The sequence below is a fragment of the Cellulosimicrobium sp. BMG9.22 genome (assembly GCF_059159975.1).
The window spans coordinates 61383-75914 of sequence record NZ_JBZGBY010000005.1 but is presented as its reverse complement, the minus strand read 5'-3'; the positions used below and the strand labels follow the sequence as shown (position 1 = coordinate 75914).

Sequence of the window (14532 nt, the reverse complement as noted above, 5' to 3'; positions counted from 1 at the left end):
CCCGTCGCAGGGTCCGTCGTCGGGCACCGGTGGGCGCACCGGCTTCCCGGAACGGCCGCGAGTGTGCCACCATGTGCGGGTCGACGACGCAGGACAGCGCGGTCGACGGCAGCAGGTCGGACCGCGGTGCGGGTCAGGTCTCGAGCAGATGGCGGGCGACGGTGCCCGCTCGAATACCGATCCGACGCCCAGGCGTCGGATCGGAGGGCAGCGCACGCCCCGGGTTGTGTTGCAGTGCGTGCAGGGGGTATGCTCACGCTTTGCGCTGTCCTGTGCCCGTGACCTCAGATACCCCCGACCCCTCGACGACGTACGTGCGCGTCCGCGAGGTGTCGTGGCGGCGGTGATCATGACCAGCCCGGCGGCGCAGCGTTCTTTCGATCTGCAGGGAAGGACCCCTCTTGGCTGCCTCGCGCACCCCTTCTGCTCCGTCCGCCGACGCCATCGCGAACCGTACCGCGTCGCGTCGCGTCTCCTTCGCCAAGATCTACGAGCCCCTCGAGGTCCCCGACCTGCTGGGCCTCCAGACCGAGAGCTTCGACTGGCTCCTCGGCAACGAGGCCTGGCAGTCGCGTGTCGCCGCGGCGTCCGCCGCCGGCCGCCAGGACGTCCCGTCGACGTCCGGGCTCGAGGAGATCTTCGAGGAGATCTCGCCGATCGAGGACTTCGGGTCCTCGATGTCCCTGTCGTTCTCCAACCACCGTTTCGAGCCGCCGAAGTACACGGCCGACGAGTGCAAGGAGAAGGACTTCACGTACGCCGCGCCGCTGTTCGTCACCGCGGAGTTCGTCAACTACAACACCGGTGAGATCAAGAGCCAGACGGTCTTCATGGGCGACTTCCCGCTCATGACCGAGCGCGGCACCTTCATCATCAACGGCACCGAGCGCGTCGTCGTCTCGCAGCTCGTCCGCTCCCCGGGCGTCTACTTCGAGCGCACGGCCGACAAGACGAGCGACAAGGACATCTTCTCCGCGAAGATCATCCCGTCGCGCGGTGCCTGGCTCGAGTTCGAGATCGACAAGCGCGACGCCGTCGGCGTGCGTGTCGACCGCAAGCGCAAGCAGTCCGTCACCGTGCTGCTCAAGGCGCTCGGCCTGACCGAGTCGGAGATCCGCGAGCAGTTCGCGGACTACCCCTCGGTGCTCGACACGCTCGAGAAGGACCACGTCCACACGCAGGACGAGGCGCTCGTCGACCTGTACCGCAAGATCCGCCCGGGCGAGCCGCCGACCGTCGAGGCCGGCCGCGCGCTGCTCGAGAACTTCTACTTCAACTCCAAGCGCTACGACCTCGCGAAGGTCGGCCGCTACAAGGCGAACAAGAAGCTCGGCATCGACGCGCCGCTCTCGGACTCGACGCTGTCGGTCTCCGACGTCGTCGCGACGATCAAGTACCTCGCCGCGCTGCACGCCGACCACGCCACCATGCCCGGTCAGCGCGCCGGCGAGGCGATCGACGTCCGCGTCGAGACCGACGACATCGACCACTTCGGCAACCGTCGCATCCGCGCCGTCGGCGAGCTCATCCAGAACCAGGTCCGCACGGGCCTGTCCCGGATGGAGCGCGTCGTGCGCGAGCGCATGACGACGCAGGACGTCGAGGCGATCACGCCGCAGACGCTCATCAACATCCGCCCGGTCGTGGCGTCCATCCGCGAGTTCTTCGGCACGTCGCAGCTCTCGCAGTTCATGGACCAGAACAACCCGCTCGCGGGCCTGACGCACAAGCGTCGCCTCTCGGCCCTCGGCCCGGGTGGTCTGTCGCGCGACCGCGCCGGCATGGAGGTCCGTGACGTCCACCCGTCGCACTACGGCCGCATGTGCCCGATCGAGACGCCGGAAGGCCCGAACATCGGTCTGATCGGCTCGCTCGCCTCCTACGGGCGCATCAACCCGTTCGGGTTCATCGAGACGCCGTACCGCAAGGTCACGGCCGGCAAGGTCACGGACGAGGTCGTGTACCTCACGGCCGACGACGAGGACCGCCACGTCATCGCCCAGGCGAACCAGGTGCTCACCGCCGACGGCACCTTCGCGGACGAGCGCGTGCTCGTGCGCACGAAGGGTGGCGAGGTCGAGATCGTCCCCGGCGCGCAGGTCGACTACATGGACGTCTCGCCGCGCCAGATGGTCTCGGTCGCGACGGCGCTCATCCCGTTCCTCGAGCACGACGACGCCAACCGCGCCCTCATGGGTGCGAACATGCAGCGCCAGGCCGTGCCGCTGGTCCGCTCCGAGGCCCCGCTCGTCGGGACCGGCATGGAGTGGCGCGCGGCGGTCGACGCGGGCGACGTCGTCGTCGCGACGAAGCCCGGTGTCGTCACCGAGGTCTCGGCCGACCTCGTGCTCGCCGCGAACGACGACGGCACGACCGGCAGCTACCGCATCGCGAAGTTCCGCCGCTCGAACCAGGGCACGAGCTACAACCAGCGCGTGCTCGTCGACGAGGGCCAGCGCATCGAGGTCGGCTCCGTCCTCGCGGACGGCCCGGCGACGGACGAGGGCGAGCTCGCCCTCGGGCGCAACCTCCTCGTGGCGTTCATGTCGTGGGAGGGCCACAACTACGAGGACGCGATCATCCTCAGCCAGCGTCTCGTGCAGGACGACGTGCTCTCCTCGATCCACATCGAGGAGCACGAGGTCGACGCGCGCGACACCAAGCTCGGCCCGGAGGAGATCACGCGGGACATCCCGAACGTCTCCGAGGACGTCCTCGCGGACCTCGACGAGCGCGGCGTCATCCGCATCGGCGCCGAGGTCGGCGCGGGCGACGTCCTGGTCGGCAAGGTCACGCCCAAGGGCGAGACCGAGCTCACCCCGGAGGAGCGCCTGCTGCGCGCCATCTTCGGCGAGAAGGCGCGCGAGGTGCGCGACACCTCGCTCAAGGTGCCCCACGGCGAGTCCGGCACGGTCATCGGCGTGCGCGAGTTCAACCGTGAGGACGGCGACGAGCTGCCCGCCGGCGTGAACCAGCTGGTGCGCGTCTACATCGCGCAGCGCCGCAAGATCACGGACGGCGACAAGCTCGCCGGCCGTCACGGCAACAAGGGCGTCATCTCGAAGATCCTGCCCGTCGAGGACATGCCGTTCCTCGCGGACGGGACGCCCGTCGACGTGATCCTCAACCCGCTCGGCGTGCCCGGCCGCATGAACGTCGGCCAGGTGCTCGAGACCCACCTCGGGTGGGTCGCCAAGCAGGGCTGGGACATCTCGCTGGCCGAGGGCAAGGACCTCTCCTGGAAGGAGAACGTCCCCGAGATCGCGGCGTCGTCCGAGCCCGGCCGTCCCGTCGCCACCCCGGTGTTCGACGGCGTCCACGAGGACGCGCTGACCGGTCTGCTCTCGTCGACCATCCCGAACCGCGACGGCGTGCGGACGGTCGGCGGCGACGGCAAGGCGCTGCTGTTCGACGGCCGCTCCGGCGAGCCGTTCCCCGACCCGGTGGCCGTGGGCTACATGTACATCCTCAAGCTCCACCACCTGGTCGACGACAAGATCCACGCGCGCTCGACCGGCCCGTACTCGATGATCACGCAGCAGCCGCTGGGTGGTAAGGCGCAGTTCGGCGGTCAGCGCTTCGGCGAGATGGAGGTGTGGGCTCTCGAGGCTTACGGCGCGGCCTACACGCTGCAGGAGCTCCTCACGATCAAGTCCGACGACGTCCCCGGCCGCGTGAAGGTCTACGAGGCCATCGTCAAGGGCGAGAACATCCCCGACTCGGGCATCCCGGAGTCCTTCAAGGTGCTCCTCAAGGAGATGCAGTCTCTGTGCCTGAACGTCGAGGTGCTCTCGAGCGACGGCGTGCAGATCGAGATGAAGGAGTCCGACGACGACGTGTACCGCGCCGCCGAGGAGCTCGGGATCGACCTGTCCCGCCGTCCCAACGCTGCCTCCAGCGTCGACGAGATCTGATCTCGGGCGGGTGGGAGCGGCAGCCCGGCCCTGGCGGCCGGGCACCGCTCCCACCACGTCCCCTCACCACCCCGTCTCCACCGCGCCGGCACCGGTCCCGCCCCAGGACCGGACGCCCGGCAGACGAAGGAAGTAGGACACCTTGCTCGACGTCAACGTCTTCGACGAGCTGCGCATCGGCCTCGCAACGGCCGACGACATCCGTGCGTGGTCGCACGGTGAGGTCAAGAAGCCCGAGACCATCAACTACCGCACCCTCAAGCCCGAGAAGGACGGACTCTTCTGCGAGAAGATCTTCGGCCCCACCCGGGACTGGGAGTGCTACTGCGGCAAGTACAAGCGCGTGCGCTTCAAGGGCATCATCTGCGAGCGCTGCGGCGTCGAGGTGACGCGCTCGAAGGTGCGTCGTGAGCGCATGGGCCACATCGAGCTCGCCGCGCCCGTCACGCACATCTGGTTCTTCAAGGGTGTGCCGTCGCGCCTCGGCTACCTGCTCGACCTCGCCCCGAAGGACCTGGAGAAGGTCATCTACTTCGCGGCGTACATGATCACGTCGGTCGACGTCGAGGGCCGTCAGGAAGACCTCCCCAACCTCCAGAACGAGATCGACCTGGAGAAGAAGGAGATCGCGGACGCCCGCGACAACGACATCAACAACCGCGCCCAGAAGCTCGAGGCCGACCTGGCCGAGCTCGAGGCCGAGGGTGCCAAGGCCGACGCGCGCCGCAAGGTGCGCGACTCGGCCGAGCGCGAGATGACGCAGATCCGCAAGCGCGCGGACGCGCAGCTCGACCGCCTCGACCAGGTCTGGGACCGGTTCAAGAACCTCAAGGTCGCCGACCTCGAGGGCGACGAGATGCTGTACCGCGCCCTCCAGGACCGCTACGGGACGTACTTCGAGGGCTCGATGGGCGCAGCGGCGATCCAGAAGCGCCTCCAGGACTTCGACCTGGTCGCGGAGTCCGAGTCCCTGCGCGAGACCATCCGCTCGGGCAAGGGCCAGCGCAAGACGCGCGCTCTCAAGCGCCTCAAGGTCGTCAACGCGTTCCTCACCACGACGAACTCGCCCACGGGCATGGTGCTCGACGCCGTCCCGGTCATCCCGCCGGACCTGCGCCCCATGGTGCAGCTCGACGGTGGCCGCTTCGCGACGAGCGACCTCAACGACCTGTACCGCCGCGTGATCAACCGGAACAACCGCCTCAAGCGTCTGCTCGACCTGGGTGCGCCGGAGATCATCGTCAACAACGAGAAGCGGATGCTCCAGGAGGCCGTGGACTCGCTGTTCGACAACGGCCGTCGTGGTCGCCCGGTCACGGGACCGGGCAACCGCCCGCTCAAGTCGATCTCGGACATGCTCAAGGGCAAGCAGGGTCGTTTCCGTCAGAACCTGCTCGGCAAGCGCGTCGACTACTCGGGCCGTTCGGTCATCGTCGTCGGCCCGCAGCTCAAGCTCCACCAGTGCGGCCTGCCCAAGCAGATGGCGCTCGAGCTGTTCAAGCCGTTCGTCATGAAGCGGCTCGTGGACCTCAACCACGCGCAGAACATCAAGAGCGCGAAGCGCATGGTCGAGCGTGCGCGCCCGGTCGTGTGGGACGTGCTCGAGGAGGTCATCACCGAGCACCCCGTGCTGCTCAACCGCGCGCCGACGCTGCACCGCCTGGGCATCCAGGCCTTCGAGCCGCAGCTCGTCGAGGGCAAGGCGATCCACCTGCACCCGCTCGTCTGCGCCGCGTTCAACGCGGACTTCGACGGCGACCAGATGGCCGTCCACCTGCCCCTGAGCGCGGAGGCGCAGGCCGAGGCCCGCATCCTCATGCTCTCGAGCAACAACATCCTCAAGCCGTCGGACGGCCGTCCGGTGACCATGCCCTCGCAGGACATGATCATCGGCCTGTACCACCTGACGAGCGACAAGAAGGATGCCGAGGGCGCAGGCCGGTCGTTCGCCTCGGTCGCCGAGGCGATCATGGCGTTCGACCAGGGCACCCTGGACCTGAACGCCGAGGTGAAGATCCGCACGACCGACCTCGTGCCGCCGGTCTCCGGCTTCGAGGCGCCCGAGGGCTGGGAGCAGGGACAGCCGATCCTGTTCGACACCACGCTGGGTCGTGCGCTCTTCAACGAGACGCTCCCGGTCGACTACCCGTACGTGAACTCGGTCGTCGACAAGAAGCGCCTCTCGGCCATCGTCAACGAGCTCGCGGAGCGGTACCCGAAGGTCGAGGTCGCGGCGTCGCTCGACGCGCTCAAGGCCGCGGGCTTCCGCTGGGCGACCCGCTCCGGCGTGACGATCGCGATCTCCGACGTGGCGACGCCCAAGGAGAAGGCGGCGATCCTCGAGCAGCACGAGGAGCGTGCGCTCAAGGTCCAGCAGCAGTACGACCGTGGTCTCATCACGGACGACGAGCGCCGTCAGGAGCTCATCGAGATCTGGACCCAGGCGACGGACAAGGTCGCGTCGGTCATGCGCGCGAACCTGGAGTCGAACGACCGCAACACCGTGTACCGCATGGTGGGCTCGGGCGCTCGTGGTAACTGGATGCAGGTCCGTCAGATCGCCGGTATGCGCGGTCTCGTGGCGAACCCGAAGGGCGAGATCATCCCGCGCCCGATCAAGTCCAACTACCGCGAGGGCCTGTCCGTCCTCGAGTACTTCATCGCGACGCACGGTGCCCGCAAGGGTCTGGCGGACACCGCGCTGCGGACCGCCGACTCGGGCTACCTCACGCGTCGTCTGGTGGACGTGTCGCAGGACGTCATCATCCGCGAGGAGGACTGCGGCACCGAGCGTGGCCTGATGATGCCGATCGCCGAGGAGCTCGGGGACAAGCTCGTGCGCCACCCGAAGGTGGAGACGAGCGTCTACTCGCGCACCCTCGCGTCCGACCTGGTCGACGCCGACGGCAACGTCATCGGCAAGGCCGGCGACGACGCGGGAGACGTCCTCATCGACGCCGCCATCGCGGCGGGCGTGCGCGACGCGAAGGTCCGCTCCGTGCTGACCTGCGAGTCGCGCGTCGGGACGTGCGCCAAGTGCTACGGGCGTTCGCTCGCGACGGGCAAGCTCGTCGACATCGGCGAGGCCGTCGGCATCATCGCGGCCCAGTCGATCGGTGAGCCGGGCACCCAGCTGACGATGCGTACCTTCCACACCGGTGGTGTGGCGTCCGCGGACGACATCACGCAGGGTCTGCCGCGTGTCACGGAGCTCTTCGAGGCCCGCACCCCCAAGGGTGAGGCGCCCATCGCGGAGTTCTCCGGCCGCATCGCGATCGACGACAGCGAGCGCTCGCGCCGTCTGGTGCTCACGCCGGACGACGGCTCCGAGGAGATCGCCTACCCGGTGACCAAGCGTGCGCGCCTGCTCGTGCAGGACGGGGACCAGGTCTCCGTCGGCACGCAGCTCGTGCAGGGTGCGGTGGACCCCAAGAAGGTCCTGCGCATCCTCGGCCCGCGCGCCACGCAGAAGCACCTGGTGGACGAGGTCCAGGAGGTCTACCGCTCCCAGGGCGTGGACATCCACGACAAGCACATCGAGGTCATCGTCCGGCAGATGCTGCGCCGGATCACGGTCCTCGACTCCGGCGACGCCCCGCTGCTGCCGGGCGAGCTGGCCGAGCGCGGCCGGTTCGAGGACGCCAACCGCCGGACCGTGGCGGAGGGTGGCCAGCCGGCCTCCGGCCGTCCGGAGCTGATGGGCATCACGAAGGCGTCGCTCGCGACGGACTCGTGGCTCTCCGCGGCCTCCTTCCAGGAGACGACGCGCGTGCTCACCGAGGCGTCGATGAGCGGTCGTCGCGACCCGCTCCTCGGGCTCAAGGAGAACGTCATCATCGGTAAGCTCATCCCGGCGGGCACCGGTCTGCCCCGGTACACCAAGGTCCAGGTCGAGCCGACCGAGCAGGCGAAGACGGAGCTCTACCCGAGCTTCGGCTACGACGAGATCGACTTCCCGGCGCTCGGCATGGGCTCCGGCGAGGCGATCCCGCTCGAGGACCTGGACTTCGGCGACTACCGCTGACGTCCCCGCTCCCACGGATGCCCGACGGCGGCCCGCACCTCGTGCGCGGGTCCGCCGTCGGGCATCCGGCGTCCGGGCGGACCGTCCGCGGTCGTCCGACCTGCACCTTTGACTACCTGCCGGGCGGCAGGTAGCCTGATAAACCGTGCCCGCGCCGTCGGGCCCTCCGTGATGTCCCTGGCGGGACGGTGCAAGCGAGCGATCGTCGCACCGCCGCGTGGCGGTCTCCGGACGGGCCGATGTGTGTGCCCGGGCACTCCGGATCCGGTTCTCGCGGCGCACAGCGCGCGAGGACGGGCACGGACCATCGAGCCGGTGGTAGGTGGCTGCTGCAGCGTGTCGAGCGCTGCGGGTGCCTCGTGCGATCGGCTCCAGGAGCCAGCACGACCACCATCGGGGATAGCCCCGGTACAGCTCGAGAAGACACGGAGACGTAGTGCCTACGATCCAGCAGCTCGTCCGCAAGGGGCGGACCTCGAAGGTGGGGAAGTCCAAGACTCCCGCCCTCAAGGGTTCCCCGCAGCGGCGCGGTGTGTGCACCCGCGTGTACACCACCACCCCGAAGAAGCCGAACTCCGCGCTGCGCAAGGTCGCTCGCGTGAAGCTCTCCTCCCAGGTCGAGGTCACGGCCTACATCCCCGGCGTCGGCCACAACCTCCAGGAGCACTCCATCGTGCTCGTGCGCGGCGGTCGTGTGAAGGACCTCCCGGGTGTGCGCTACAAGATCGTGCGCGGCGCGCTCGACACGCAGGGCGTGAAGAACCGCAAGCAGGCCCGCAGCCGGTACGGCGCCAAGAAGGAGAAGAGCTGATGCCTCGCAAGGGCCCGGCCCCGAAGCGGCCGCTCATCATCGACCCCGTCTACGGGTCGCCCGTCGTCACGCAGCTCATCAACAAGGTGCTGCTCGACGGCAAGAAGTCCACCGCCGAGTCGATCGTCTACGGCGCCCTCGAGGGTGTCCGGGCGAAGACCGACGGCGACCCGGTCGTCGTCCTCAAGCGTGCGCTCGAGAACGTGCGCCCCGCGCTCGAGGTCCGCTCGCGCCGTGTCGGTGGCGCGACCTACCAGGTCCCCGTCGAGGTGCGTCCCGCGCGCTCGACGACCCTCGCGCTGCGCTGGCTCACGGACTACTCGCGCGCCCGTCGCGAGAAGACCATGACCGAGCGCCTCATGAACGAGATCCTCGACGCGAGCAACGGCCTCGGTGCCGCGGTCAAGCGTCGCGAGGACATGCACAAGATGGCGGAGTCCAACAAGGCCTTCGCCCACTACCGCTGGTAGTCCGCCCGACCGGCCTCGGGGACCTCCGGGTCCCCGGGGCCGTCGGCGGGTCTCCGGCCGGCCACCCCGGTCCGAGCAGCGCCCCCGACTCAACCCACCTAGCGAGGGAAACAGACCGTGGCACTTGACGTGCTGACCGACCTGAACAAGGTCCGCAACATCGGCATCATGGCCCACATCGATGCCGGTAAGACCACGACCACCGAGCGCATCCTGTTCTACACGGGTGTGAACTACAAGATCGGTGAGACGCACGACGGCGCGTCGACGATGGACTGGATGGAGCAGGAGCAGGAGCGCGGCATCACGATCACGTCGGCCGCGACGACCTGCTACTGGAAGAACAACCAGATCAACATCATCGACACGCCGGGCCACGTCGACTTCACGGTCGAGGTCGAGCGCTCCCTGCGCGTGCTCGACGGCGCCGTCGCCGTCTTCGACGGCAAGGAGGGTGTGGAGCCGCAGTCGGAGACGGTGTGGCGCCAGGCGGACAAGTACAACGTGCCGCGCATCTGCTTCGTCAACAAGATGGACAAGCTCGGTGCGGACTTCTACTTCACCGTCGACACGATCATCAACCGCCTCAAGGCGAAGCCGCTGGTCATCCAGCTGCCGATCGGCTCCGAGAACGACTTCACGGGCGTCGTCGACCTGCTCGAGATGAAGGCGCTCGTCTGGCACGGCGAGACGAAGCTCGGCGAGGCGTACGACACCGAGGAGATCCCCGCCGATCTCCAGGAGAAGGCCGAGCGGTACCGCGCGGAGCTGGTCGAGGCCGTCGCCGAGGCCGACGACGACCTCCTCGAGAAGTTCCTCGGGGGCGAGGAGCTGACGGTCGCGGAGATCAAGTCCGGGATCCGCAAGCTCGTCATCGCGGGCGAGGCCTTCCCCGTGCTGTGCGGCTCGGCGTTCAAGAACAAGGGCGTGCAGCCCATGCTCGACGCGGTCATCGACTACCTGCCGTCGCCGCTCGACGTCCCCGCGATCGAGGGTCACGACGTGAAGGACGCGGAGAAGATCGTCGAGCGTCACCCCGACGCGACCGAGCCGTTCTCCGCGCTCGCGTTCAAGGTCGCGACGCACCCGTTCTTCGGCAAGCTCACCTACGTCCGCGTCTACTCCGGCAAGGTCGCGCAGGGCGCTCAGGTGCTCAACTCGACCAAGGGCAAGAAGGAGCGCATCGGGAAGCTCTTCCAGATGCACTCCAACAAGGAGAACCCGGTCGACGAGGCCGCCGCGGGTCACATCTACGCGTTCATCGGCCTGAAGGACACCACGACCGGTGACACGCTGAGCGCGCTCGACGCGCCCGTGATCCTCGAGTCCATGACCTTCCCCGAGCCCGTCATCGACGTCGCGATCGAGCCGAAGACGAAGGCCGACCAGGAGAAGCTCTCGACGGCGATCCAGAAGCTCGCCGAGGAGGACCCGACCTTCCGCGTGAAGCTGGACCAGGAGACCGGCCAGACCGTCATCGGCGGCATGGGCGAGCTCCACCTCGACATCCTCGTCGACCGCATGCGTCGCGAGTTCAAGGTCGAGGCGAACGTCGGCAAGCCGCAGGTCGCCTACCGCGAGACGATCCGTCGCAAGACCGAGAAGATCGACTACACGCACAAGAAGCAGACCGGTGGCTCCGGGCAGTTCGCCAAGGTCCAGGTGACCTTCGAGCCGCTCGACACCTCCGAGGGCGAGCTCTACGAGTTCACCAACTCCGTCACCGGTGGTCGCATCCCGCGTGAGTACATCCCCAGCGTCGACGCCGGCATCCAGTCCGCGATGGAGCTCGGCGTGCTCGCCGGCTTCCCGCTGGTCGGGGTCAAGGCGACGCTGCTCGACGGCGCCTACCACGAGGTCGACTCCTCGGAGATGGCGTTCAAGATCGCCGGCTCGATGGTCCTCAAGGAGGGCGTCAAGCGGGCGGACCCGGTTCTGCTGGAGCCGGTGATGGCGGTCGAGGTGCGTACGCCCGAGGAGTACATGGGCGACGTCATCGGCGACCTGAACTCACGTCGTGGAATGATCCAGTCCATGGAGGACGCGACGGGTGTGAAGGTCGTCCGGGCCCACGTACCGTTGTCAGAGATGTTCGGGTACATCGGTGACCTCCGGTCCAAGACCCAGGGTCGCGCCGTGTACTCGATGCAGTTCGACAGCTACGCCGAGGTTCCTCGGAACGTTGCCGAAGAGATCATCAAGAAGACCCGGGGCGAGTGAGTCCCCACAGGTCGAAGACCCGCACAACCATCAACCTGTAGGAAACCGCAACGCCCCGCGGATGTAGGATCTCTCGGTCGACATTCGCAACGTTCGGCACATCTACCCAAGTCCCAGGAGGACCCCAGTGGCTAAGGCCAAGTTCGAGCGGACCAAGCCGCACGTCAACATCGGCACCATCGGTCATGTCGACCACGGTAAGACGACGCTGACGGCGGCCATCTCGAAGACGCTTGCGGACACGTACCCGGACCTGCCGGCGAACGTGCAGCGCAACTTCGACGAGATCGACGCGGCTCCCGAGGAGAAGCAGCGCGGTATCACGATCAACATCGCGCACATCGAGTACGAGACGCCGAAGCGCCACTACGCGCACGTCGACGCCCCGGGTCACGCCGACTACATCAAGAACATGATCACCGGTGCCGCCCAGATGGACGGCGCGATCCTGGTGGTCGCCGCGACCGACGGTCCGATGGCCCAGACGCGCGAGCACGTCCTGCTCGCCCGCCAGGTCGGCGTGCCGTACCTGCTCGTCGCGCTCAACAAGTCCGACATGGTCGACGACGAGGAGATCCTCGAGCTCGTCGAGATGGAGGTGCGCGAGCTCCTCTCCGCCCAGGGCTACGACGGCGACGACGCCCCCGTGGTGCGCGTGTCCGGCCTCAAGGCCCTCGAGGGTGACCCCGAGTGGACCCAGAAGGTCGTCGAGCTCATGGAGGCCGTGGACGAGAACGTCCCCGAGCCCGTCCGCGAGCTCGACAAGCCGTTCCTCATGCCGGTCGAGGACGTCTTCACGATCACCGGTCGTGGCACGGTCGTCACCGGCAAGGTGGAGCGTGGCACGCTCGACCTCAACTCGGACGTCGAGATCGTCGGCATCCGCGCGCCCCAGAAGACCACGGTCACGGGCATCGAGACGTTCCACAAGCAGATGGACCAGGCTCAGGCCGGCGACAACACCGGTCTGCTCCTGCGCGGCATCAAGCGCGAGGACGTCGAGCGCGGCCAGGTCGTCGTGAAGCCGGGCTCGATCACCCCGCACACGCAGTTCGAGGCGCAGGTCTACATCCTGGGCAAGGACGAGGGCGGCCGTCACAACCCGTTCTACTCGAACTACCGTCCGCAGTTCTACTTCCGCACGACGGACGTCACCGGCGTCATCACGCTGCCCGAGGGCACCGAGATGGTCATGCCCGGCGACAACACCGAGATGACGGTCGAGCTGATCCAGCCGATCGCCATGGAGGATGGCCTCGGCTTCGCCATCCGCGAGGGTGGCCGCACCGTCGGCTCGGGCCGCGTCACCAAGATCCTCAAGTGATCTGACGCTGCTGCGCAGCATCTCGTCGAAGGCCCGGTCCCGTTCGCGGGGCCGGGCCTTCGTCCGTGCTCGGGCTGTGCGCGCCTACGCGTGGCCGCCACGCGCCTACGCGCGCGCCCGGCGCGGAGGGACGTCCCCGGGCGTCGGGCACAAAGGTGCGCGTGCGTCGTCGTGCGTTGATCCAGCGACCGATACGCCCGGGATGTGGAAAACCGCGGGGTGGTTCCCGGCCTCGGCCACAGTGGGTTCATGACGCATACACGCACCCTCGCGGATGGACGGTCCAGAGTCTCGCCGGTGGGCGGCGAGGCCCGGGACCGGCCCGACGTCCGGTCTCTGTCCCGGAGCGACCGGGCGGGGACGGCGGCGGCGGACGACGAGATCCTCTCGGTGTGCGCCGGCCTCCGCGACGGGATCGTGCTCACCCGCGACATCGAGAGGCTCGGTGCCGGTCGCAAGGTGATCTCCCGGGCATGCCGGCGCGGACGGCTCGTCCGTCTGCGCTGGGGTGCCTACGCGACCGCCGAGGCCTGGCAGCGCGCGGACGATGCCACGCGACACCTCCTGCGCGTCCGGGCGGCCGCCCTGACGCTGGAGGGACAGGTCTTCTCGCACGCGTCCGCCGGGGCACTCCTGCGACTGCCGCGCGTCGGGGCGTGGCCGCACGCCGTGCACACCTACCGGGAGCGTGCGACGGGCGGCCGCTCGACGGCCGGCATCGTCCGTCACTGCGACGGCGGGGAGCCGGGGACGCTCGTCGTGGGGGAGTGCACGACGACGGACGGACCTCGGACCGTCGTCGACCTCGCGCGGACGGAGCGGTTCGCGACGGCGCTCGTCGCCGCGGACCATGCGGTTCGCTCTGACCTCGCGACGGGATCGTCCCTCGCACGAGCGCTCGACGAGCACCCGGCACGATCGGGTCGGAACGACGTGGCGCGGGTGCTCGCGTACGTCGACCCCCGGCTCGAGTCGCCGGGTGAGTCGCTGAGCCGGGCACGCATGATCGAGCTCGGAGCGCTCCTGCCCGATCTCCAGGTGGACCTCAGCGACAGCGAGGGGCACATCGGACGGGTCGACTTCCTCTGGCACGAGCTCGGTCTCGTGGGTGAGTTCGACGGCAGGGTCAAGTACACACGTGGGGTGGTTCTCGGAGCGCGCGAGCCCGGCGACGTGGTCTGGGACGAGAAGCGTCGGGAGGACCGCGTCCGGCGGCTCGGGCTCGGGATGCTCCGCTGGACCTGGGACGACGCGCTCGACCTGGTCAGGTTCGCCCGGCTGCTGGAGCGCGCGGGCGTCCCGCTGGCCTGAGCAGATGCGACCGTGCGAGGGCTGAGACGAGCGGCCCGCGTCCGGCGTGTCATGCGTACCGTCGTGCCCGGCGCGTGGGTACTTCCCCCGCGTGTTGCCCGCGCGTAGGCGTGACCTGCCCGCGCGTAGGCGCGCGCGGGCAGGGTCGACGGCGCGGCGGGGTCGCGCACGTCACGGGGCCAGGTGGGGCCCGACTTGGACGGACGGCGGTACGTGTGGCAGACTGTTCAGGTTGCCTGTTACGGGTGCGCTCTTTCATGTGTCGAACAGTGTGTTGAACCGACCCTCGCTCGGCGAGGGCCAGGACCCCGGGACCTCTCCCGGGTCTGCGGGTTGAGCTCTCTGTGTCGATACGGATCGAGTCCCCGCGGAACACACGTTCCGGCCAGGCTCGACAAACGTTGTGGTCCGGTACCGCGGCGTCGTGCGTGAGCACGGTGCGCGGGTGGTGGTCACAT

7 protein-coding genes are annotated in these 14532 nt (G+C 68.6%); all 7 read left to right on the top strand.

Annotated features, from left to right (window positions below):
• The first annotated feature begins 401 nt into the window (after window positions 1–401).
• The 7 genes from rpoB to AC4H2H_RS05640 all read left to right on the top strand — a co-directional run bounded on the left by rpoB (window position 402) and on the right by AC4H2H_RS05640 (window position 14074).
• Entirely contained in the window at window positions 402–3914 is a 3513-nt protein-coding gene (gene rpoB / locus AC4H2H_RS05670) for a DNA-directed RNA polymerase subunit beta (protein WP_494369826.1), read from the top strand.
• 142 nt (window positions 3915–4056) lie between these two features.
• A complete protein-coding gene (locus AC4H2H_RS05665) occupies window positions 4057–7938 on the top strand; it encodes a DNA-directed RNA polymerase subunit beta' (protein WP_494369825.1) in 3882 nt (1293 codons plus the stop codon).
• Between the two features lie 436 nt (window positions 7939–8374).
• The gene (gene rpsL, locus AC4H2H_RS05660) at window positions 8375–8749 is read left to right on the top strand and encodes a 30S ribosomal protein S12 (RefSeq protein WP_021479869.1); all 375 of its coding nucleotides are present in this window, start codon (window positions 8375–8377) and stop codon (window positions 8747–8749) included.
• Window positions 8749–9219, top strand: coding sequence for a 30S ribosomal protein S7 (rpsG, locus tag AC4H2H_RS05655; RefSeq protein ID WP_087471309.1), 471 nt, complete (start codon window positions 8749–8751; stop codon window positions 9217–9219). Before rpsL ends, rpsG begins: the two co-directional genes overlap by 1 nt.
• 117 nt (window positions 9220–9336) lie before the next feature.
• The gene (gene fusA, locus AC4H2H_RS05650; protein WP_494369824.1) at window positions 9337–11439 is read left to right on the top strand and encodes an elongation factor G; all 2103 of its coding nucleotides are present in this window, start codon (window positions 9337–9339) and stop codon (window positions 11437–11439) included.
• A 127-nt stretch (window positions 11440–11566) separates the two neighbouring features.
• A complete protein-coding gene (tuf, locus tag AC4H2H_RS05645) occupies window positions 11567–12763 on the top strand; it encodes an elongation factor Tu (protein WP_494369823.1) in 1197 nt (398 codons plus the stop codon).
• Between the two features lie 249 nt (window positions 12764–13012).
• Window positions 13013–14074, top strand: coding sequence for a hypothetical protein (locus tag AC4H2H_RS05640; RefSeq protein WP_494369822.1), 1062 nt, complete (start codon window positions 13013–13015; stop codon window positions 14072–14074).
• Window positions 14075–14532: the final 458 nt, after the last annotated feature.

What these genes read in the sequence shown, in the direction of transcription:
- rpsG (WP_087471309.1), top strand. Translation starts at nt 8,749, where the DNA reads ATGCCTCGCAAGGGCCCGGCCCCGAAGCGGCCGCTCATCATCGACCCC.
- AC4H2H_RS05640 (WP_494369822.1), top strand. Translation starts at nt 13,013, where the DNA reads ATGACGCATACACGCACCCTCGCGGATGGACGGTCCAGAGTCTCGCCG.